Annotated in this window: 19 protein-coding genes; 10 read left to right on the top strand and 9 right to left on the bottom strand. The window is 68.9% G+C overall.

Annotation, left to right across the window (positions count from 1 at the left end; translation table 11 throughout):
• The first annotated feature begins 27 nt into the window (after window positions 1-27).
• From lpxD to lpxB, 5 genes are read left to right on the top strand one after another with little or no spacing between them, the layout of a single operon-like run.
• Window positions 28-1095, top strand: a complete 1068-nt coding sequence (gene lpxD / locus ACO2SS_RS00165) for a UDP-3-O-(3-hydroxymyristoyl)glucosamine N-acyltransferase (RefSeq protein ID WP_423275542.1) — start codon at window positions 28-30, stop codon at window positions 1093-1095.
• Window positions 1096-1123: 28 nt separating this feature from the next.
• Entirely contained in the window at window positions 1124-1591 is a 468-nt protein-coding gene (gene fabZ / locus ACO2SS_RS00170; protein WP_423276201.1) for a 3-hydroxyacyl-ACP dehydratase FabZ, read from the top strand.
• Complete coding sequence (gene lpxA, locus ACO2SS_RS00175) at window positions 1588-2403, top strand: acyl-ACP--UDP-N-acetylglucosamine O-acyltransferase (RefSeq protein WP_423275543.1); 816 nt, start codon at window positions 1588-1590, stop codon at window positions 2401-2403. The genes fabZ and lpxA overlap by 4 nt, the downstream gene beginning before the upstream one ends.
• Complete coding sequence (locus ACO2SS_RS00180; protein ID WP_423275544.1) at window positions 2403-3257, top strand: LpxI family protein; 855 nt, start codon at window positions 2403-2405, stop codon at window positions 3255-3257. Before lpxA ends, ACO2SS_RS00180 begins: the two co-directional genes overlap by 1 nt.
• Complete coding sequence (gene lpxB / locus ACO2SS_RS00185; protein WP_423275545.1) at window positions 3257-4423, top strand: lipid-A-disaccharide synthase; 1167 nt, start codon at window positions 3257-3259, stop codon at window positions 4421-4423. Before ACO2SS_RS00180 ends, lpxB begins: the two co-directional genes overlap by 1 nt.
• Here the strand turns inward: lpxB and ACO2SS_RS00190 are convergent, their stop codons facing one another.
• From ACO2SS_RS00190 to gltX, 3 genes are all read right to left on the bottom strand, one after another.
• Window positions 4424-4987: a Uma2 family endonuclease gene (locus tag ACO2SS_RS00190; protein WP_423275546.1), complete on the bottom strand. Its 564-nt coding sequence runs from the start codon at window positions 4985-4987 to the stop codon at window positions 4424-4426.
• Between the two features lie 71 nt (window positions 4988-5058).
• The gene (gltA, locus tag ACO2SS_RS00195; protein ID WP_423275547.1) at window positions 5059-6345 is read right to left on the bottom strand and encodes a citrate synthase; all 1287 of its coding nucleotides are present in this window, start codon (window positions 6343-6345) and stop codon (window positions 5059-5061) included.
• 134 nt (window positions 6346-6479) lie between these two features.
• On the bottom strand, window positions 6480-7940 hold the full coding sequence (gene gltX / locus ACO2SS_RS00200) for a glutamate--tRNA ligase (protein WP_423275548.1): 1461 nt from the start codon (window positions 7938-7940) through the stop codon (window positions 6480-6482).
• 184 nt (window positions 7941-8124) lie between these two features.
• Here gltX and ACO2SS_RS00205 point away from each other — a divergent pair, with 184 nt between their 5' ends.
• Window positions 8125-10449 carry a ComEC/Rec2 family competence protein gene (locus tag ACO2SS_RS00205; protein WP_423275549.1) on the top strand — a complete coding sequence of 775 codons (2325 nt, stop codon included), beginning with the start codon at window positions 8125-8127 and terminating at the stop codon, window positions 10447-10449.
• Here the strand turns inward: ACO2SS_RS00205 and lexA are convergent, their stop codons facing one another.
• Window positions 10450-11151 carry a transcriptional repressor LexA gene (gene lexA, locus ACO2SS_RS00210; RefSeq protein WP_423275550.1) on the bottom strand — a complete coding sequence of 234 codons (702 nt, stop codon included), beginning with the start codon at window positions 11149-11151 and terminating at the stop codon, window positions 10450-10452.
• 144 nt (window positions 11152-11295) lie between these two features.
• On the opposite strand from lexA, the gene ACO2SS_RS00215 reads away from it, so the two are divergent.
• Together ACO2SS_RS00215 and ACO2SS_RS00220 are read left to right on the top strand one after the other, a co-directional pair.
• Window positions 11296-11940 carry a DUF1007 family protein gene (locus tag ACO2SS_RS00215; RefSeq protein ID WP_423275551.1) on the top strand — a complete coding sequence of 215 codons (645 nt, stop codon included), beginning with the start codon at window positions 11296-11298 and terminating at the stop codon, window positions 11938-11940.
• On the top strand, window positions 11931-13028 hold the full coding sequence (locus ACO2SS_RS00220) for a nickel/cobalt transporter (RefSeq protein ID WP_423275552.1): 1098 nt from the start codon (window positions 11931-11933) through the stop codon (window positions 13026-13028). Before ACO2SS_RS00215 ends, ACO2SS_RS00220 begins: the two co-directional genes overlap by 10 nt.
• Before the next feature lie 3 nt (window positions 13029-13031).
• Here ACO2SS_RS00220 and ACO2SS_RS00225 read toward each other — a convergent pair whose 3' ends face one another.
• The 5 genes from ACO2SS_RS00225 to ACO2SS_RS00245 form a co-directional block, all read right to left on the bottom strand.
• Window positions 13032-14249 carry an MFS transporter gene (locus ACO2SS_RS00225; RefSeq protein WP_423275553.1) on the bottom strand — a complete coding sequence of 406 codons (1218 nt, stop codon included), beginning with the start codon at window positions 14247-14249 and terminating at the stop codon, window positions 13032-13034.
• Between the two features lie 75 nt (window positions 14250-14324).
• Window positions 14325-15404 (bottom strand): AI-2E family transporter, encoded by a 1080-nt coding sequence (locus ACO2SS_RS00230; RefSeq protein ID WP_423275554.1) that lies wholly within the window; start codon window positions 15402-15404, stop codon window positions 14325-14327.
• A 61-nt stretch (window positions 15405-15465) separates the two neighbouring features.
• Window positions 15466-16323, bottom strand: coding sequence for a carbohydrate ABC transporter permease (locus tag ACO2SS_RS00235; protein ID WP_423276202.1), 858 nt, complete (start codon window positions 16321-16323; stop codon window positions 15466-15468).
• Between the two features lie 53 nt (window positions 16324-16376).
• Window positions 16377-17315 (bottom strand): carbohydrate ABC transporter permease, encoded by a 939-nt coding sequence (locus tag ACO2SS_RS00240; RefSeq protein WP_423275555.1) that lies wholly within the window; start codon window positions 17313-17315, stop codon window positions 16377-16379.
• A 177-nt stretch (window positions 17316-17492) separates the two neighbouring features.
• Window positions 17493-18830 (bottom strand): ABC transporter substrate-binding protein, encoded by a 1338-nt coding sequence (locus tag ACO2SS_RS00245; protein WP_423275556.1) that lies wholly within the window; start codon window positions 18828-18830, stop codon window positions 17493-17495.
• Between the two features lie 316 nt (window positions 18831-19146).
• Here ACO2SS_RS00245 and ACO2SS_RS00250 point away from each other — a divergent pair, with 316 nt between their 5' ends.
• The gene (locus tag ACO2SS_RS00250) at window positions 19147-19914 is read left to right on the top strand and encodes a VOC family protein (RefSeq protein ID WP_423275557.1); all 768 of its coding nucleotides are present in this window, start codon (window positions 19147-19149) and stop codon (window positions 19912-19914) included.
• 137 nt (window positions 19915-20051) lie between these two features.
• Entirely contained in the window at window positions 20052-20486 is a 435-nt protein-coding gene (locus ACO2SS_RS00255; protein ID WP_423275558.1) for a 4-aminobutyrate aminotransferase, read from the top strand.
• Window positions 20487-20505: the final 19 nt, after the last annotated feature.

The raw sequence follows: 20505 nt of genomic DNA on the forward strand, positions 1-20505 counted from the left end.
CGGCCGCCTCTGGCGGCCGGCATCATCATGTCCGAACCAGTCTTTTTCCCGCCCGAAGCGAGTCTCTCGCTCGGCGATGTCGCGCATCTGGCAGGCGTAGCGCTCCCGGCCGACGCGCCGGAGCTCCAGCTCCGGGCCGTCGCCTCGCTCGAGGAAGCCGGCCCGTCCGACCTCGCCTACATGGACAACCCCCGCTACGTTGAGGCGCTCCGCCTGACGCGCGCGGGTGCCTGCCTCGTCTCCAAGCGCTTCGCGCAGGCTGTTCCTCCCGGCACCTACGCGTTCATCGTCCCGGCGCCCTACCGCGCCTACGCGAACGTGCTCGCGCATCTCCACCCCTCGGCCATGCGGCCGAGATCCGTCTTCCGCTCGGCCGGCGTCACGCCCGGCAGCTTCGTCCACCCGACCGCGCGTCTCGAGCCCGAGGTCGTGATCGACCCCGGTGCTGTCGTGGGGCCCGGCGCGGAGATCGGACGGGGGTCGGTGATCGGCGCCGCCGCCGTGATCGGCGCGGGCTCGCGGATCGGCCGCGACTGTTCCATCGGCCCGGGCGCCAGCGTCCTGCATGCCCTGGTGGGCAATCGCGTCATCATCCATGCCGGCGCGCGGATCGGGCAGGACGGGTTCGGCTTCTCCTTCTCCGAAGGACGTCACCGGAAGGTGCCGCAGGTCGGGCGCGTGATCATCCAGGACGACGTGGAGATCGGCGCGAACACCACCGTCGACCGCGGCGCGACCCGCGACACGATCATCGGCGAGGGCACGAAGATCGATAATCTCGTGCAGATCGCCCACAATGTCGTGATCGGCCGCCATTGCATCATCGTCGCGCAGACGGGGATCTCGGGATCGGCGCGCCTCGACGACTACGTCGTCCTCGGGGGACAGGTCGGCGTGGTCGGCCATGTCCGTATCGGCGAGGGGACGCAGATCGCGGCCTCCTCCAACGTCGTGGCCGACGTTCCGGCGGGGGTGCGCTGGGGCGGATCGCCGGCGAAGCCCGTCCGGGATTGGTTCCGGGAGGTGCACACGCTCAAAAGGCTTGCATCCAGGCCCGCAAGCACCAAAGAGGGCGACAATGACGACGCTGCTTGATGGGACCGAGACCGGCGGGGACGTGACGATGACGGAAGATGCGGGGAAAACGCTCGGCAGCGCCGATATCGTGAAGCTGCTGGACCTGCTGCCGCACCGCTACCCGTTCCTCCTCGTGGACCGGATCATCGAGATGCGGGGCGACGAATCCTGCATCGGGATCAAGAACGTCAGCTTCAACGAGCCTCAGTTCCAGGGCCATTTCCCCGGCAAGCCCGTCTTTCCCGGGGTGCTGATCATCGAGGGCATGGCACAGACGGCCGGCGCCTTGTGCGTTTGGTCGCAGCTCGCGGACAAGAAGCCGCCGAGCAAAGTCTTCTTCATGACGATAGACAACGCCAAGTTCCGCCGTCCGGTGGAGCCGGGCGACGTCCTCCACTTCCACATGACGAAGCTGAAGAGCCGTCGGAACATGTGGTGGTTCCGGGGCGAGGCGAAGGTTGATGGCGTGCTGGCGGCGGAGGCCGAGGTGAGCGCCATGCTGGTGAGCGAATGACATTCCAAGGCACGATCCACCCGGCCGCGATCGTCGATCCGGGCGCCCGGATCGGCGACGATGTGAGGATCGGCCCCTATTGCATGGTCGGTCCGGACGTTGAGCTCGCGGACGGCGTGGAGCTGGTGAGCCACGTCGTCCTGTCGGGGCACACGTCCATCGGCGCGCGCACGCGCATCTATCCCTTCGCGTCCATCGGCCATGCGCCGCAGGACCTGCGCTACAAGGGCGAGCCGACGACGCTCTCCATCGGTTCCGATTGCATCATTCGCGAAGGCGTGACGATGAATCCGGGCACGCCGAACGGGACCGGCTCGACCACCGTCGGGAACGGCTGCTTCTTCCTGGCCCATTCGCACGTCGCGCATGATTGCCGGGTCGGCAACAACGTGATCCTGACGAACAACGTCATGCTCGCCGGGCACTGCAAGATCGGCGACTACGCGATCATCGGCGGCGGCGCGGGCATCCACCAGTTCGTCCGCATCGGGCCGCACGCCTTCGTGGGCGGGCTCTCCGGCGTCGAGAACGACGTGATCCCCTACGGGATGGTGCTCGGCAACCGCGCCTACCTCGCCGGCCTCAACATCGTGGGCCTGCGCCGCCGCGGCTTCTCGCGCGAGCAGATCCACGATCTCCGGCGCGCCTACCGCCTCCTCTTCGCCGACGAGGGCACATTGGCCGAGCGGGTCGACGACGTGGCCGAGGAATTCTCGCTCCATCCGACCGTGCACGAGATCCTCGACTTCATCCGCGGCGGCGGCGACCGTGCGCTGTGCACGCCTCGCGAGGCGGTCCCCGTTCGGCCGTGATGGCCGGGGAGGGAAGTGCCGGCCCAGTGGCGATCCTTGCCGGATCGGGCGAGCTTCCGCTGCTCCTGGCGAACAGCCTCTCGGCTTCCGGCCGGGAGGCCCGGATACTGGCCTTCCGCGGCTTTGCCTCCCGTGCCGTGCGGGCGCGGGCCGACCTCGTCGGCGGCCTGCTGGACGCGGCGGCGACGCTCTCCTGGCTGGAGAGGCTTCGTCCCGCCTGCGTGACCCTGGCGGGCGGCCTGCGGCGGCCCGACGCCCGGATCCTGCTGGACGCCTATTCGGCCTTCCGCAGCCGGGGCGAGCTGCGCGACATCCTCGGCCGGGGCGACGACAACCTGCTGCGCGCGGCGATCGGTCTGATCGAGGAGAAGGGTTTCCCGGTCCTCGGGCTCCGTGAACTCGCGCCCGAACTCCTCGCGGGAGCCGGCCAGTACGGCGCCCACGCTCCGGACGAGACGGGGCAGCAGTCGATCGCGACCGCGATCGAGCTCCTCCGCTCCCTTTCGTCCTTCGACATGGGGCAGGCCGCCGTGGTGGCCGGCCGCCGCGTCATCGCGGTCGAGGGGCCGGAGGGGACGGACGGGATGCTCGCCCGCGTGCGGGGGCTGCGCAGGGCAGCACCCTGGCGTCGTCCCGAGCGGGGCGGCGTGCTCGTGAAGGCCCCGAAGCAGGGACAGGACCTGCGCGTGGATCTCCCCGCCATCGGGCCCCGCACGGTGCGGAACGCGGCCCGGGCCGGGCTCCGCGGCATCGCGGTCGCGGCCCGGCATACGGTCGTGCTCGATGCGCAGACCACCCGGAGCGAGGCCGACCGGCTCGGCCTGTTTCTTCTCGGCATCGAGTATCCAGGCTGATGGCGCAGGCGAAGGTCTTCCTGATCGCGGGCGAGGAATCGGGGGACCAGCTCGGTGCGGGCCTGATGCGGGCGCTCAAGCAGCGCCTGGACGGCGTGGCCTTCGCGGGGGTCGGCGGGCGCGCCATGGAGGGCGAGGGGCTCCAGAGCCTGTTTCCGCTCTCCGAGGTCGCCGTGATGGGGATCACGGCGGTGCTTGCGCGGCTGCCCGCGATCTACCGGCGCGGCCTCCAGGTGGTGGATGCCGTCGTCGAGGCGAGCCCGGACGTCCTCGTCGTCATCGACAGCCCGGAATTCACCCACGCGGTCGCCCGCCGGGTGCGGCGCAGGCTGCCCAACCTGCCGATCGTGAACTATGTCAGCCCGAGCGTCTGGGCGTGGCGGCCGGGACGGGCACCGCGGATGCGGGCCTATATCGACCACGTGCTGGCGCTGAAGCCCTTCGAGCCCGCCGCGCATCTCCGGCTCGGAGGACCTCCCTGCACCTATGTCGGCCACCCGCTGGTCGAGCAGCTTGCCAAATTGCGGCCCGCCGAGGGCGAGCGCGCGCCCCTCGCTGCCGAGCCCCTGACCCTGCTCGTGCTGCCGGGCAGCCGGCGATCCGAGATATCGCGCCTGATGGAGCCGTTCGGGCAGGCGCTCGAGATCGTCGCGCGATCGACGCCGCGGCGGCTGGAGGTCATCCTGCCTGCCGTTCCGCATCTCAGGGACGAGATCCGGGCCCGGGCCGCCGGATGGGCCGTGCAGCCGATCCTGGTGGAGGGTGACGAGGCGAAACGCGCCGCCTTCCGACGGGCGAATGCCGCGCTCGCGGCTTCCGGTACCGTGACGCTGGAACTCGCGCTCTCCGGCGTCCCAATGGTCGTCGCCTACAAGGTCTCGAAGGTCGAGGAGCAGCTCAAGCACCTCATCAAGGTGCCCTCGATCGTGCTCGCCAACCTCATCCTGGGCGAGAACGTGGTGCCCGAGCGCGTGCAATGGGACTGCACGCCGGAGAAGCTCGCCGCCGCCCTCCTGCCGCTGCTGTCGGACACGGCCGAGCGCCGGGCGCAGGTGGACGCCTTCGGCCGCCTCGACACGATCATGGAGGCGAATGCGGTCGAGACGCCGTCCGAGCGGGCGGCGAAGATCGTCCTCGCGGAGATCGGGCGCGCCCGGGCGGGCTGATCAGCCCCGGTCCGAGAAGAAGCGCGCGACCGGCAGTGTGAGGCCCGGCGGCTCGAGGCGCAGCACGCCCTCGCGCATGAAGCTGGTCTGGATGCCGCCGTCAGCCCGGCGGGCGTGATGCGTGACGGTGCCGGAGCGCCCGTCGAGGATCAGGTAGTGCCTGACGCTCTCCAGGCGGAGATAGTCCTGGAGCTTGGCGCCGCTGTCGAGCCGATAGGTCGAAGGCGAGGTAACTTCGACGACGATGGTCGGATCCGAGATCTCGACCGTCTCGTCATCGACAAGAGGCCCAAGGCGGACGAGACAATCCGGCTCGTAGACCGTTCGCCCATCGATCCTGACGGCGATGCCGTCGCCGAGTACCTCCCCTGAGACACTCGATTCTCGCATCGCGTCGTTCAGCGCGAGCCATGCCCGCTGCTTGGTCCGGAAGTGCCCCGCCCGTTCCGCCGCCATCGGCACGACCTCGCCGGCAACGAGCTCGTAGCGCTCGCCCTTCGGAAGGTTCACCGCCCAGGCGATGAACTCGTCCGCGTCCATCCGGAGCTTCGTCGGTGCGTTCATCCCGCCCTCCGCGCTGCGGCGGAAGAGTAGCGCGGGGTTGCGCGGGCGGTCCAGCCGCCCGCGTCTGCCGATCAGCTGCGCTGGCCGATCGGCGTGTAGTCGCGGCGCGGCTCGCCGGTATAGAGCTGCCGCGGACGGCCGATCTTCTGGGACGGATCCTCGATCATCTCCATCCACTGGGCGATCCAGCCGACCGTGCGGGCGAGCGCGAAGAGGACGGTGAACATCGAGGTCGGGAAGCCCATCGCCTTCAGGGTGATGCCCGAATAGAAGTCGATGTTCGGATAGAGCTTCTTCTCGATGAAGTACTCGTCCTTCAGGGCGATCTGCTCGAGCTCGAGCGCGACGTCGAGCAGCGGGTCGTCCTTGATGCCGAGCTCGTTCAGGACCTCGTGCGTGGTCCGCTGCATGATGCGGGCGCGCGGGTCGTAGTTCTTGTAGACGCGGTGGCCGAAGCCCATCAGGCGGAACGGATCGTTCTTGTCCTTCGCCTTGGCGACATACTTCGCCACGTTGTCGGGCGTGCCGATCTCCGCGAGCATCTTCAGCGCCGCCTCGTTGGCACCGCCATGCGCGGGCCCCCAGAGGCAGGCGATGCCGGCCGCGATGCAGGCGAAAGGATTGGCACCGGACGAGCCGGCGAGGCGCACGGTCGAGGTCGAGGCGTTCTGCTCGTGATCGGCGTGCAGGATGAAGATGCGGTCGAGCGCCCGGGAGAGCACCGGGTTGACCTTGTACTCCTCGCACGGGACGGCGAAGCACATCTTCAGGAAGTTCGACGTATAGTCGAGCGTGTTGTCCGGATACACGAAGGGCTGGCCGATCGAATACTTGTACGCCATGGCGGCCAGCGTCGGCATCTTCGCGATCATGCGGATCTGCGCGATCATGCGCTGGTGCTCGTCCGAGATGTCGGTCGAGTCGTGGTAGAAGGCCGAGAGCGCGCCGACCGACGCGACCATGATGGCCATCGGGTGGGCATCGCGGCGGAAGCCGTTGAAGAACCGCGTCATCTGGTCGTGCACCATCGTGTGGCGCGTGACGCGGTAGACGAAATCGTCCTTCTGGTTCGCCGTCGGCAGCTCCCCGTAGAGGAGGAGGTAGCAGCTCTCCAGGAAGTCGCCATGCTCGGCGAGCTGCTCGATCGGGTAGCCGCGATAGAGCAGGACGCCCTGATCGCCGTCGATATAGGTGATCTTCGACTCGCAGCTCGCCGTCGACGTGAAGCCCGGATCGTACGTGAAGGCGCCGGTCTGCCCGTAGAGTTTCGAGATGTCGATGACCGAAGGCCCAAGGGTGCCTTCCTTCACCGGGAACTCGACCTTCTTGTCGTCAAGCGTGACCGTGCTGCTGCTCATCGAGCTCGCCTCTTCTTGGGGATCGGGCCCGGGAGAGACGATGCATCTCTCGAGCCACAAGGACGTCCGACGGCTGCCTGCGGCAATCGCCGGACCTCAGGTGACACGCTCGGTATCGGATCGACGAAGCCCGTTCAAGCAGCCCCGACCGCAGCCTGAACAGCAGATGAAGCGGGCGCGCTCTGGGCGTCGAGCCGGGCAAGGCACTCTTCCCGCCCCAGAACGGCCATCACGTCGAAGAGACCGGGCGAGGTCGAGCGGCCCGTCAGCGCGGCCCGGAGGGGCTGCGCGACCTGGCCGAGCTTACAGCCTGTCTCTTCTGCGAAGGCGCGCACGACCGCTTCCAGCGGGGCCTGAGACCAGTCCTCGACCGCCGCGAGCCGAGGCCGCAGCGCGGCGAGACGCTGCCGGGCGGCACCGTCCAGCAGCGAGGCCGCCTTTGCGTCGAGCACCAGGGGCGATTGGGCGTAGAGGTAATAGGCGGCGTCGAGCAGTTCGACCAAAGTCTTCGCCCGCTCCTTGAGGCCGTCCATGGCGGCCTCCAGCTTCGCACGCACGTCCGGCGAGAAGCTGGAGCCGAGACCGCGCGCCGGGCCGAGAGAGGGTAGAAGATCCTCCATGCGGCGGACAAGCTCCGCATTGGAGGCCTGCCGCATGTAGTGGCCGTTCAGGTTCTCGAGCTTGGCGAAGTCGAACCGCGCCGGAGAGCGGCCGATCTGCCCGAGATCGAATGCGGCGACCATCTCCTCGTCCGAGAAGATTTCCTGGTTGCCGTGGCTCCAGCCGAGGCGGACGAGATAGTTGCGCAGGGCCACCGGCAGGAAGCCGAGGTCACGGTAGGCGTCGATGCCGAGCGCGCCGTGCCGCTTCGAGAGCTTCGCGCCGTCGGGCCCGTGGATGAGCGGGATGTGCGCCCATTGCGGCACGTGCCAGCCCAGAGCCTGGTAGATCTGCGTCTGGCGCGCCGCGTTCGTCAGGTGGTCGTCGCCGCGGATGACGTGCGTGACATCCATGTCGTGGTCGTCGACCACCACGGCGAGCATGTAGGTGGGCGTGCCGTCCGAGCGCAGCAGCACGAGGTCGTCGAGGTCCTTGTTCTGCCACACGACCCGGCCCTGGACGTGGTCCTCGACCACCGTCTCGCCCTCGGAGGGAGCGCGCAGCCGGATGACGGGCTTCACGCCCGCGGGAGCGGTTGCGGGATCACGGTCGCGCCAGCGCCCGTCGTAGCGCAGCGGACGGCCCTCGCGGCGCGCGGCCTCGCGCATCTCCTCGAGCTCCTGCTGCGTCGCGTAGCAATGGTAGGCGCGGCCGGAGGCGAGCAGGCTCTCGGCGACCTCCCGGTGCCGGGCCGCCCGCGCGAACTGGTAGACGACGTCCCCGTCCCACGTCAGGCCCAGCCAGGACAGCCCATCGATGATGGCCTGGATGGCGGGCTCGGTCGAACGCTCGCGGTCGGTATCCTCGATGCGCAGGAGCATGCGGCCCCCGAAGCGGCGGGCATAGAGCCAATTGAACAGGGCAGTGCGGGCCCCGCCGATATGGAGGAACCCGGTAGGGGAGGGCGCGAAGCGCGTGACGACCGGAGCGGACATGGGCTCGTCTGTGATGCGGGAGGCCTGCGGCGGCCTCTGCCGGCGCGGAAGGCGGCTCCCTACCACCCGCGGACGCGCGCGTTAAGCCCGCCTTCCGTCGCCGGGTGTGGCGGCTGCCTCCAACCGTCTGGCGTCGCCCACCTGATCCGCTACTCTTCGGGGCGGCATCGCCTTTGGGTCGCGTATGGGGGCAGGGCGCCAGGACGGCGGAGGAGGCCGCGGGACGGGCGCCCGTGCGGCGGCGCTCCCTTTCGGGCGTGCCTGGGCCTGGAACGGGCAGCATCTGGCGCGGAGCTTCGCGGCCGGTCCGGGGTGGATCTCCGCAAGCCTTGCCAGGGAAGCCGATGCGCGCCGGCTCTTCCCGTGGATCGCGGTGTTCTACGGGATCGGGATCGCGCTCGCCTTCGCGGCCGACGGTCCGCTGTCGGTCTGGCCGCCGGCACTCGTCGGGCTCGGCATGGCCGCGACCGCAATCCTGTTTCGCGCGCGGCCCGTGGCGCTCCCGGTCCTGCTCGCGCTGGCGGCGATCGCCTCCGGGTTCGGCATCGCCGCCCTGCGCATCCAGCTTGCCGAGGCGCCCGTGCTCGGGCGCGTCCTGTCGACGAGCTTCGAGGGTTTCGTCGAGAGCGTGGAGGAGCGCCCGGCCGGCGGGCGGCTGCTGATCCGCGTCACGAAGCTCCACCGGGTGGAAGCTGCGGAGCGGCCGAAGCGCCTGCGCGTCAGCGCGCGTTCCCTGGAGGGCGTGGCGCCTGGGGATTACGTCTCGGCGGCCGCGCGCCTCCTGCCGCCGCCGGAGGCGGCACGGCCGGGCGGCTACGACTTCGCCCGGGATACCTATTTCCGCGGGATCGGGGCGGTCGGATCGGTCTCGGGTCGGCTACGCCGGATCGAGGCGCCGCCGGTGGAACGCCCGCTCGATCTGCGCCTCGCCGCCGGGATCGACCGGGCGCGCAATGCGCTGACCGCCCGGATCGCGACGACGATCGGCGGGCAGGCGGGGGCGGTCGCGGCTGCGCTCGTCACCGGCAAGCGGGGGCTGATCGAGGAGGGCACCAACGACATCCTCCGCGCCGCCGGGATCTACCATGTCGTGTCGATCTCTGGCCTGCACATGATGCTGGCGGCAGGCGTGTTCTTCTGGCTCGCCCGGGCCCTGCTCGCGCTCTCGCCCACGCTCGCGCTGACCTGGCCGATCAAGAAGCTCGCCGCCCTTGCCGGGATGGCGGGAGCGGCCGCCTATTGCGTCTTCTCCGGCTCCGAGGTCGCCGCCGAACGCTCGCTCATCATGATCCTGGTCATGCAGGGCGCGATCCTTCTCGACCGGCCGGCGCTGTCGATGCGCAACCTCGCCATCTCGGCGCTGATCGTCCTGACGCTGGAGCCGGAGACGCTGCTCGGGCCGAGCCTCCAGATGTCCTACGCGGCGGTCGCCGGGCTGATCGCGCTGGCGGAGTGGACCCGGCACCGCCGCGGCGCTCCCGAGGGCACCGATCCGCTCGGGCGGGCCCTGTACTGGGCGGGCGCTCTCGTCCTGGGCGTGATCGGCACCACGCTCGTCGCGACGCTCGCCACGGCGCCCTTCTCGGGCTTCCACTTCCAGAACCTGCAGCCATACGGGCTGCTCGGGAACGCCGCCACTCTCCCGCTCGTGTCCTTCCTGGTCATGCCCTGCGCGGTTCTGGGCACGCTCGCCTACCCGTTCGGCCTGGACCGCCCGGTCTGGTGGGCGATGGGGGTTGGGGTCGAGGCGGTTCTCGGGCTGTCCGGATGGGTGGCGTCGCTCGGTGGCGCGAGCGTCACGGTCCCGGCTTTCGGCCATGGAGCGCTGATGCTGCTCGTCGTGGCGCTTCTCTGCGCCACCCTGTTCGTCTCGGGGCTCCGCTGGCTGGCCGTGGCGCCGGCCGCCCTCGGCCTTGTCGCCGCCTTCGGATCGGCGCGCCAGGACGTCTATGTCGCCCGGGACGGCTCGGGAGCCGCGATCCGCGGGCAGGACGGGCGGCTCGTAGTGGTCGGCCGCGTTCCCTCCTTCACGGCGGAGCAATGGCTCAAGGCGGACGGCGACGGGCGGAAGGGGACTGATCCTGCGATCCGCACGGGAGCGCGTTGCGACCCGATCGGCTGCACGGTTCTCCTCTCGGGTGGCCGATACGTCTCCTATCTTGAGGATCGACGCGGCTTCCGCGAGGATTGCCGGCGCGCGGCGATCGTGATCTCCCGCCTGACCTCTCCGGCCGGCTGCGCCGCCTCGATCGTCATCGACCGCGAGCATCTCGCCGGACATGGCGCCACGGCGATCCGGGCCACGGAGACCGGCTTCACGCTCGCGACGGCGCGGCGCCCGGACGAGACCCGGCCCTGGCTGCCCAAAGCCGTCGCCTTCCGAGCTGCAGCCCGAACGCCGAGCTCGGCCGCAAGCTCGTCCCGACCGCCTCCCGCCGACCCGCCGGAGGCAGCGGCGGAGCCGGATCTCCCGCCGGCAGAGGCGCCGGACGGCGATCCCGGCCCGTGATCAGTAGCGCCGGACGAGGCTGACGAGCTTGCCCTGGATCTTCACGCGGTCCGGTCCGAGGACGCGCGTCTCGTAGGCGGGATTCGCAGCCTCGAGCGCGATGGAGGAGCCGCGGCGGCGGAAGCGCTTCAGCGTCGCCTCGTCGTCGTCGATCAGGGCCACGATGATGTCGCCCGTATTCGCCGTGTCCTGGCGCTTGATCACGACGGTGTCGCCGTCGAGGATTCCCGCATCCACCATGGAATCGCCGCGGACCTCGAGCGCGTAATGCTCGCCGCCGCCCAGGAACTCGGGCGAGACGGTGATCGTGTGGGAGCTGTTCTGAATGGCGCTGATGGGCGTGCCGGCCGCAATCCGCCCCATGACGGGGATCTGCATCGCCCGGCTGTCCGACGCAGAGGCGGGGGCGGGAGGCGGGGTCGGTATGCCTCGCGGCTTGCCGAAGCCGCCCTCGACGACGCTCGGCGAGAATTTCGGCCGCGCCATCGGCTCGGGCAGCTTGATCACCTCCAGCGCCCGTGCCCGATTGGGCAGGCGGCGGATGAAGCCGCGCTCCTCGAGCGCCGTGATCAGCCGGTGGATGCCGGATTTCGACTTCAGGTCGAGCGCCTCCTTCATCTCGTCAAAGGATGGCGGCACGCCTGTCTCACGCAGGCGCTCGTGAATGAAGCGAAGCAGCTCGTTCTGCTTGCGGGTCAGCATCGTCACCTCCGCGCGGCGTTCCGACTCGCGCTCGAAACAAAGCAAGAACAAGTTAGCCGTTCCTGCTGTGTTCCACAAGCGTCGCTTTTCAGCCGATTTCGGCCGTTAACCGGGGCGCTTACCTCTGCGCGTCAGCCTCTGAACATGCGATTCGTCAACAGTCTCGGCGCCGGCCTCGTCCTAGCCCTGCTCTCCACCGGGGCGATGGCCCACCCCCATGTCTGGGTGAAGTCGAAGGCCACCATCCTCTACGACGCGACGGGGCGGATCACCGGCATCCGCCATGGCTGGACCTTCGACGAGGCCTATTCGGCCTATGCCGTCCAGGGCTTCGAGAAGGGGCCTGACGGCAAGCTCGCGCCCGACAAGATGAGCGAGCTCGCCAAGATCAACATGGAGGCGCTGGCCGAGCAGGGCTTCTTCACGAACGCCAAGGCGAATGGGAGCAAGCTCTCCTTCGGCGAGCCGGCGAACTACACGACCGCCTTCCAGGACAACGTGCTGACGCTGACCTTCGACCTGCCGCTGCGCAGCCCGGCCAAGGCGGACCGCGCCTTCACGCTGGAGGTCTACGACCCGACCTTCTTCGTCGACTTCTCCATTGCCGAGGGCGACGACGCCGTGAGGCTCGATGGGGCGCCCAGCGGCTGCGCCCTGAAGGTGACGCGGCCGAAGCCGCCCGAGCAGAGCCAGACGCAATCGGTGAGCGAATCCTTCTTCAACGCCCTGAACGCCGCCTCGCAATTCGGCGCGCAATTCGCCTCCCGGGTGCTCGTCGCATGTCCGTGAGCTCGGCCGCGCTTGCGGCAGGCAGGCCGCGCCTGAACCGTCCCGCGCGGCGCGCGCTCGTCATGGCCGCGGCGCTCGCGATCGTGGCGGGGCTGATCGCGCTCCTGGGGCTTCTGGTCGGGGCGGGTGCCGCTCCGCCCGCGCCGGCGCCGAAGAACCCGTTCGGCACGGGCATCCGCGAGGCGGCTCCGGCCGCGACCGGCATCGGCGGCTGGATCCTGGCCGTCCAGTCCGAGTTCTACCGCGGCCTCACGGGCGCGCTCTCCGCCATGAAGCGCGACGGAGCCGCGTTCTGGGGGCTCGCCGGCATCGGCTTCCTGTACGGCGTGTTCCACGCCGCCGGGCCGGGCCACGGCAAGGGCGTGATCTCCGGCTACATCCTGGCGACGAAGCGGACGCTGGCCCGCGGCATCGGGCTGAGCTTCGCGGCCGCCTTCGTGCAGGCAGCGGTCGCGATCGGGCTGGTGGGGATCCTCGCGGCCGTGCTGCGCGCGAGTTCCGCCTCCATCAACGCCGCGGCGGGCGCGATCGAGGTCGCGAGCTTCGGAGCTCTTCTCGTCGTCGGGCTGGCGCTTCTCTGGCGCAAGAGCGCCGCCGTCGTGCCGGCGTCAGCCCATGCCCATCATCACCACCACCATAATGGCCACGGGCACCACGGCCACGTGCACCACGACCATCACCATCACCACGCCCATGGCGAGGCTTGCGGATGCGGCCATTCGCATGGCCCGACGGCAGCCGAGGTCGAGCGCATGGCAGGATGGCGCGAGAGCGTCGGCGTCGTCATCGCGGCCGGCATCAGGCCCTGCTCGGGCGCCATCATCCTTCTGGTCTTCGCGCTGTCCCAGGGGCTCTTCTGGGCCGGGGTCGCCGCCACCTTCGCGATGGCGCTCGGGACGGCGATCACCACGGGTGCGCTCGCCGCGCTGGCGGTGCTTGCGAAGAGCGTCGCGCTTCGCCTCGCCAGCGGCCGGGGAGAGAGCGGCGCGCGCGCCGTCGCCTGGCTCGAGGTGCTGGCGGCGGCCTTCGTGGCCGTCCTCGGCGGGGCGCTGCTGCTGGGGATGTGGGGTTCGGGCCTCGCGAGCTGAACCTCACTCGGCCGGGACGGCCTTCGCCTCCCACAGCTCCGGTTTCAGCTCCTCGGGCCGGTGGGGGAAGAAGAAGGCGCAGCCGAGCGTGATGAGGGCGCAGGCGGCGAGGACGAGCGTGACGGCGGTCAGGTTGCCGGTGCGCTCATGCAGGAAGGCGACGAGCGGAGCGGCGGCCGCGCTCCCGAGGAAGCCGACGAAGAAGCGCACCGAATACATCTTTGCCCGCAGCGCAGGCGAGATGTAGCGCGCCGTCATCGTCTCGTTCACGGTCACCTGGCCGAAGATGACGGCCGCCGCGATCCCGGCGAGCGGCAGCACGAGCCAGCCCTGCGCGAAGGAGAGCGCCGCGAGGGCGGGTGCCAGGATCATGGCCAGCGGCATGAACAGCCGCCGCAGCGTCGTGCGGTCGATCAGCCGGCCGACGCTGAACTGGGTGATCGCGCCGCAGATCGTGACCAGGAAGGCGAGGGTGCCGATGAGCGGCAGCAGCGTGGCGTCGCCCGCGAGGCGCTCCTCCATGAGCTTCGGGAGAAGCAGCGTGAAGGCGTTGAAGACGAGGCCCGACACCACGGCGACGGCGAGGAGCACGATCACGGCGCGGCGGACGAGGAAGCTCGGGATGGACGGGAAGGGCCGCGAGGCGAAATGCGCCGAATGGTCCGGCGTCTTCTCGCGCCACCACATGAGGCCGAGGATGATCCCGAACAGGCCCGGCGCGATGAAGGCGGCGCGCCAGCCGTACTGGCCGGCCAGGAACGCCGTCACGATCGGCGCCGAGGCGACGCCGAAATTGCCGAAGACGCCATTCACGCCGATGGACTTGCCGGGCGTCGCGCCCGCCGCCTCCACCAGCATGGCCGTGCCGATCGGGTGGTAGATGGCCGCGAAGAGGCCCGCGAAGCCGAGCGAGGCCGCAAGCCCGAAGGGCGTCGAGACAAGCCCTGCCGCGATCAGCGACGCGCCGGTGCCGATGCAGAAGGCGACCATCAGGGCCTTCCGGCCGACCCGCGCCGCGAGCCAGCCCTGCGGCAGCGAGCCGACCCCGTAGAGGACGAACATCGCGGTCGCGAGCGCCAGGACGGGGCCGTAATCGGAGCCGAACTCGCCCCCGGGCCGCGCCATGACCAGCACGGCCGTCGGCAGGATCAGGAGGCTGTAATGGGTGAGAAAATGCGCGGCGTTGATGAAGACGATCTGCCGGCCTGCATTCGAGGGCATGCGCGCGCTTTCTCCCGGCGGTCTCGGCCGCTTCCGGAGTTCCTCTAGCGCGCGCCGGGGGATCCCGCCACGTCTTCAGGTGCGTGGCGGCTCTGCTCCGATGTCTCGGCCCTCCAGGATCCGCTCGACATAGACCCGCCTGACCACGACGATGACGACCGCGAGGAGCGGGGTGGCGACCAGCACCCCGGGCACGCCGAAGAGCAGTCCCATCCCGAACAGGACGACGATCAGGAGAACCGGCGGGATCTCGACCTGGGATTTCTGGATCAGCGGCTGCAGGATGTTGTTCTCGCCCTGCTGCACCAGGACGAAGAGCCCGACCGTCCAGAGCGCGAGCTGGGGATCGGTCCCGAGCGCGACGAGGATCGCCGTGCCGGCGGACAGGATCGGACCGAGGTAGGGGATGAACTCGACGAGCCCGGCGAAGAGCCCGAGCGCCAGCGCATAGGGCACCCCGATCGCCCACAGGCCAAGGCCCACCAGGACGCCGATCGTCACCATCAGGATGAGCTGGCCGCCCAGCCAGTTCAGGATCGTCTGGTCGAGCTCGTCGAGCAGCGACTGGGTGAAGAGGCGGTGGCGGACCGGCACGAGACGGACGAACCCGCGCCGGTACAGGCCCGGATCGAGCGCCAGGAAGAGCGCGCCGACGAGGGCGAGGCCCGCATAGCCGAAGGCGGCGGAAACCGACCCGATCACCGACCCGACGCTGCCCATCGCATCGCTTGGGCTCGGCAGGCTCAGTCCCGAGGAAAGCTGGTCCCACAGGAACTGGAGCCAGGAGATCTGGGCGATGCGCTGCTCGAGCGAATTCACCGCCGCCGGCAGGCGCTGGACGAGCTGGCGGGCCTGGTCGCCGATCGTCGGGGCCACCAGCACCGCAGCGCCGCCCGCGAGGGCCACCAGCAAGGCTGCCACGAGGAGCACGCCCCAATGGGGCTTCATGCCCGTGGCGCGATGGACGAGGTCGCCGAGATAGCGCAGCACGATGGCGAGCAGCATCGCCAGGAACGTGACCAGCAGGAGCGTCCTGAGCGCCCAGGCGGCGGCGAAGAGCGCCGCCATGCTCAGGACCACGAAGGTCGTGAACACGACCCGCAGCCGATAGCCATGGATGCTGGAGGAAGGAGGGTCTGCGAGCAACTTGGCCATGGCGCTGCAATTCGCTCGGGGGAGGTGGCGTTCCCTCACCTCCGCCCGAGCACGCCCGGCATCAGCCCTTGGTGGCGCCCGATGTCAGTCCCGCGATGTAATAATCCATGAGGAAGGCATAGATGACGAGCGGCGGCGCCGCGCCGAGGAGCGCGCCCGCCATGATCTGCCCCCAGTTGAAGACGTCCGCCTTGATCAGCGTCGTGGCGATGCCGACCGACAGGACGAGCTGGTCCTGCGAGGTCGTGAAGGCGAGGGGGTAGAGGAACTGCGCCCAGGAGACCGTGAAGGCGAAGATGGTCGCCGCGATGATGCCGGGCAGGGCCACGGGCACGAAGATCTTCAGCAGGGTCTGCGTCCAGGACGCGCCGTCGATCAGGGCCGCCTCGTCCAGCTCCTTCGGGATGGAGGCGAAATAGCCGATCATGATCCAGGTGCAGAAGGGCACCGTGAGGGTCGGATAGACGAGCAGCAGCACGTACCAGTGGTTGATCAGCTCGATCCCGGTCCAGTCGCGAAAGGTCGCGAACATCTTGAAGAGCGGGATGAAGAGCAGCGTCTCCGGGACGAGGTAGGTCAGGAAGACGCCCGTCGCGAGGACGGACGAGCCCCAGAACTTCATGCGCGAGAGCGCAAAGGCCGCCGGCACGCTGATGACCATCGTGATGATGACGACCAGCACGGCCACGATCGCGGTGTTCTTGAAGAAGGTCAGGAACTGCGCCGAGGACAGCAGCTCGGCGAAGTTCGCCAGGGTCGGATGGTAGACCCACCAGGGATTGGTGGCCGCCGAGATCTCGTTGGAATGCTTCAGCGAGGTCAGCAGCATGTAGAAGGGCGGGACGAGCGCGAAGACGACGAAGAGGCACAGGAAGAAATACGCCCAGCGCACGGCCCAGCGCCGGTCGGAGCCGGCCATGTGGGAGGTGGAGGTGTCGATGACGGGTGGGGCCGAGAGCGCTGCCGTCGCCATCACATCCGCTCCGCACGCTTGTTGACGTCGCGCAGGATGAACACCGCCGCGACGGCCAAAATGGGCAGCATGAACAGCGACACTGAGGCGCCGAGCGGGATGTCCCCGCCCTGGATGCCGAGCCGGAAGGCCCAGGTCGCGAAGACATGCGTCCGATCGATCGGGCCGCCGGCGGTCAGGATCCAGACGATGTCGAAATTGGCGAAGGTGACGATGAGCGAGAACAGCGTCGTGATCGCGATGATGTTGCGCATCATCGGGAGCGTGATGAACCAGAGGCGCTGCCAGAAGGTGGCCCCGTCGATCGCCGCCACCTCGTAGAGCTCGGCCGGGACGGATTTCAGCGCGGCCAGGTACATGATCATGAAGAAGGGCGCGCCGTACCAGACATTCACCAGGATGACGGAGAAGCGCGCCCACATCGCGTCACCCGTCCAGGGGATCGGGCCGATGCCGAGCCCGCCCAGCACGTAGTTGAAGGCGCTGTAGGAGGGGTCGAAGAGCCAGAGCCAGGCGAGCGTCGAGAGCGCGGGCGGGATGACCCAGGGCACGAGCAGCATGCCGCGCCACTTGCGCTGCCCCTTCTCGGGGATGGCGTTGACGAGATGGGCGACGATGAAACCGATCAGGGCTTTGAAGATGACGGCGCTGATGGCGAAGATGCAGGACTGCTTCACCACCATCCAGAATGTTTCGCGGGTGAACAGGAAGGTGAAGTTCGACAGGCCGATGAAGCGGTCCATCCGCTTGTTCAGCGTGGCGAGGTGCATCGCGTAGAAGGCGGGATAGATCACCATCACGCTGATCAGGATCAGCAGCGGCAGCGTGAAGAGGAACGCCACCGTCGAGCGCTGGCGCAGGAAGGTGCCGAGCCGCGACCGCTTGCGCGGCGAGGATGTCGCGAGCGACGAGATATGCCGGACGGCGAGTTCGGTCATCGCGCTGGTTCACCGGTGCACCGGCCACGGGGATCCTCCCCCGCAACGCGGGGGAGGGGGACAAGGCAAAGCCTGGTGGAGGGGGCGCCCCTTTGCGCAAACGTCGCGCCCCCTCCACCGCCCTGCGGGCGGTTCCCCTCCCCCGTCGCACGGGGGAGGATCCCGGGGCTCACGACGCTAGCCCCGCATGAAGCCTTCCACCTCGCTTTCGGCCCAGGCGAGGGTGCGCTCGAGCGGCTCGCCGCCAAGGTTCCGCGCGACCATCTTGGTCATGATCGCCTGGTTGTAGATCTGGTTGGCGATGTTCGGCGGCGCCGGCGCGGCCGCGATCGACAGCGTCTGGTGGTTGTGCGGGTTCGGGTAGTGGTAGAGCGTGCCCTTGGGCGGCTCCGCCTCGGCCCAGGTCTTCAGGGTCGTCAGCTTCTCGTAGGCGGGCAGGTCGTAGCCCGCGCTGACCTCGACCATCTTGGCGATGGCGTCATGCGACGAGAGCGCCACGAGCAGGCTCTTGGCGGCGTTCTTGTTCCGCGAGAACGACCAGATGCCCCAGAGATAGGGGAGGTAGGGCGCGAACCGGCCCTTCGGCCCGGCCGGCATGCCGTGCGTCCAGCATTGCTTGGCGATGTCGGGCGCGTCGCGCTTCGCCACGGCCCAGGCGCTCGGCGGATTGCAGATGAGCGCGCCGCGTCCGGCGACCAGCCATTTGTTGTTGGAGGCGTCGTCCCATGCCGGCGCGTCCGGCGGCAGGAAGGCGGCGAGCTTGCGCAGGTATTCCATGACCTGACGGACATTGTCCGACTTGACGGTGATCTTGCCGTCCTTGTCGACCAGCTCGGCCCCGAAGGACTGGAAGAACGCGCCGATATTGTCCACCGAGTCGGTCGTCTGGCCGAGCCCGAGGCCGAAGGGGAAGCCGGCCTTGTGGCAGGCCTCCGCCGCCTTCAGGAACGTTTCCATGTTCCAGTTCTCGGCCTTCGGCGCCTCGCCGGCCGGGTACATGGCGACGACGTCGATCCCGGCATGCTGCTTCATCAGGTCGATGCGCGAGCAGGGGCCCTTGATCTGGCTGCCCGGCGTCGAGGGCACGGCCATCCAGCGGCCCTTCACCTTGGCGAGGTAATCGACGGTGCCGTTGACGTTGCCGTTCTGCTTGATGAGCTCGGGCATGACGTCGTCGACCGGCTCGAGCTGGCCCGCATGTTCGTGGATGTACCAGGTCGGGAAGGCGAAGATGTCGTGGCCGGATTTCGCCTGCGCCTCGGCCGCGATCGTCAGGAGGTTCTTGTTGCCCTGGGAGGTGATGAAGTCGATCTTCAGGTCGACCTTTTCCTTCTCGGCCCAGGCGCGGGCGACGTCCTCGCTCGCCTTGTTGCCGCCCGGCACCCAATGGTCCCAGAAGGCGACGGACAGGCTCCCCGCCGCATGGGCGCCGCGCACGAAGGGTGCAGCCACGAAGGCGGTCGTCGCCGCGCTTGTCTCGAGGAACCGTCGTCGCGTGAATTTCCCGCTCGCCATAGATCCCCTCCCGATGTCGTTCTGTTTGGTGCCGACTTCACTCCGACGATGCCGAGTTCCTCGCGTCCGGCGCCTCACTTTCGGGGCGGCATAAGACCTTCCGGATCGGGCATGCGGCATGATCTTGTGACGTTCTTGCTTAGCTTGCAACAGAGAGATGAAGAACGGCAGTAGTGTTGTCCTATTTGCTGCAAAGCAACGTTGGATTTTGCGGTTCTAGGGTCGGTAATGTTGCGTTTGCGAAGCCGGAGGCCGAGCGCTAGGCTTCGAGGAAAGCCGCGCTATCCATGCGGTGCGGCAGAAGGGGAGGTCGGGGATGGCCGCGAGCGCGGGCGAGTTCACCTGGTACGAGCTGATGACGACCGATATGTCGGCCGCGCGGCGGTTCTACTCGGACGTCGTGGGCTGGGCGGTCCGGGACGTCTCGCGGCCGGAGATGAGCTACTTCCTCTTTGAGGCCGGCGGCGTTCCCGCTTGCGGCCTGATGGACCTGCCCGAGCCCGGCATCCCGCCCGGCTTCTTCGGCTACGTCGCCGTCGATGACGTGGATGCGACGACCGAGAAGGCGAGGGCGCTCGGCGCCACGATCCACAAGGAGCCGACCGAGATACCGGGTGTCGGCCGGTTCGCCGTCCTGGCCGATCCGCAAGGGGCGGCCTTCGGAATCCACCAATGGAGCGAGCCCGCGACGGCTCCGAGCCCCGCCCTGATGAGCCCGGGACGGATGAGCTGGCACGAACTGACGACCACTGACTGGAAGGCCGGGTTCGACTTCTATGGCGAGCTCTTCGGGTGGCAGAAATCCGACGCGATCGACATGGGGCCGATCGGAACCTACCAGCTGTTCACGGGCCCCGGCGGCGGCGACGCGATCGGCGGCATGTTCAACAAGCCGCCGGAAATACCGGGCACCTTCTGGCTCTATTACATCGGTGTCCCGGCAATCGACCCTGCCGTCGAGAAGATCAGGACCGGGGGAGGGCAGATCGTCAACGGGCCGATGGAGGTCCCGGGCGGAGCCTGGATCGTGCAGGGTCTCGATCCCCAGGGTGCGATGTTCGCGCTCGTCGGGATGCGGGGCTGAGGCCCGCCCGCCCGGGCCTGCGCATGTGGCGCCTGGGCAAAATCGCTGCCAGCATCAGGCTGCCGATTGCGTCCGGAACGGGACGCCCCATCTGATGCTCGCCGGCCCGATCGGGGGCGGGCTGGAGGATGTTGTTGATGCGCAAGGCCCTTGCGGTTCTCACGATGGCGGCGAGCCTTTTGGCGGTGCCGGCTTTTGCCCAGACCGGCATCCACCGCAGCGTCACCGTGGAAAAGGGCAAGACGCTGCGGATCGCCGTGATCACCGCGCTGAAGAAGGATTGCAGCGTCGGCGAAGTTGGTGGCGTGCGGGTGATCACGGCGCCGAAGAACGGGCAGCTCGCCGTGCGGTCGGGCAAGCTCAAGACGCCTGCCCGCTTCCGCTGCCCCAACGTCGAGACGCCGGTTCAGGGCCTCTTCTACCAGGCTCGCCCGAACTTCTCCGGCTCCGACGAGGTCTCATACGAGACCCGCTCGGCCGATGGCGCGACCGAGACCTACAATGTGAAGATCACCGTGACGGACAAGCCCGGCGCGGCACCCGCCAAGAAGGACGGGCTCCTCGAGCTCTGACGGCGCGAGCCGCCCTCCG

The sequence above is a fragment of the Enterovirga sp. CN4-39 genome, from assembly GCF_049446235.1.
Classification (GTDB): Bacteria; Pseudomonadota; Alphaproteobacteria; order Rhizobiales; family Beijerinckiaceae; genus Enterovirga.

Coding starts and splice junctions, on each gene's coding strand:
- ACO2SS_RS00205 (WP_423275549.1), top strand. CDS start 8,125: ATGGGGGCAGGGCGCCAGGACGGCGGAGGAGGCCGCGGGACGGGCGCC.
- ACO2SS_RS00180 (WP_423275544.1), top strand. CDS start 2,403: ATGGCCGGGGAGGGAAGTGCCGGCCCAGTGGCGATCCTTGCCGGATCG.
- ACO2SS_RS00215 (WP_423275551.1), top strand. CDS start 11,296: ATGCGATTCGTCAACAGTCTCGGCGCCGGCCTCGTCCTAGCCCTGCTC.
- ACO2SS_RS00255 (WP_423275558.1), top strand. CDS start 20,052: ATGCGCAAGGCCCTTGCGGTTCTCACGATGGCGGCGAGCCTTTTGGCG.
- ACO2SS_RS00250 (WP_423275557.1), top strand. CDS start 19,147: ATGGCCGCGAGCGCGGGCGAGTTCACCTGGTACGAGCTGATGACGACC.
- ACO2SS_RS00235 (WP_423276202.1), bottom strand. CDS start 16,323: ATGGCCGGCTCCGACCGGCGCTGGGCCGTGCGCTGGGCGTATTTCTTC.
- ACO2SS_RS00220 (WP_423275552.1), top strand. CDS start 11,931: ATGTCCGTGAGCTCGGCCGCGCTTGCGGCAGGCAGGCCGCGCCTGAAC.
- lpxD (WP_423275542.1), top strand. CDS start 28: ATGTCCGAACCAGTCTTTTTCCCGCCCGAAGCGAGTCTCTCGCTCGGC.
- lpxA (WP_423275543.1), top strand. CDS start 1,588: ATGACATTCCAAGGCACGATCCACCCGGCCGCGATCGTCGATCCGGGC.
- ACO2SS_RS00225 (WP_423275553.1), bottom strand. CDS start 14,249: ATGCCCTCGAATGCAGGCCGGCAGATCGTCTTCATCAACGCCGCGCAT.
- gltA (WP_423275547.1), bottom strand. CDS start 6,345: ATGAGCAGCAGCACGGTCACGCTTGACGACAAGAAGGTCGAGTTCCCG.
- ACO2SS_RS00240 (WP_423275555.1), bottom strand. CDS start 17,315: ATGACCGAACTCGCCGTCCGGCATATCTCGTCGCTCGCGACATCCTCG.
- ACO2SS_RS00230 (WP_423275554.1), bottom strand. CDS start 15,404: ATGGCCAAGTTGCTCGCAGACCCTCCTTCCTCCAGCATCCATGGCTAT.
- lexA (WP_423275550.1), bottom strand. CDS start 11,151: ATGCTGACCCGCAAGCAGAACGAGCTGCTTCGCTTCATTCACGAGCGC.
- fabZ (WP_423276201.1), top strand. CDS start 1,124: ATGACGGAAGATGCGGGGAAAACGCTCGGCAGCGCCGATATCGTGAAG.
- ACO2SS_RS00245 (WP_423275556.1), bottom strand. CDS start 18,830: ATGGCGAGCGGGAAATTCACGCGACGACGGTTCCTCGAGACAAGCGCG.
- gltX (WP_423275548.1), bottom strand. CDS start 7,940: ATGTCCGCTCCGGTCGTCACGCGCTTCGCGCCCTCCCCTACCGGGTTC.
- lpxB (WP_423275545.1), top strand. CDS start 3,257: ATGGCGCAGGCGAAGGTCTTCCTGATCGCGGGCGAGGAATCGGGGGAC.
- ACO2SS_RS00190 (WP_423275546.1), bottom strand. CDS start 4,987: ATGAACGCACCGACGAAGCTCCGGATGGACGCGGACGAGTTCATCGCC.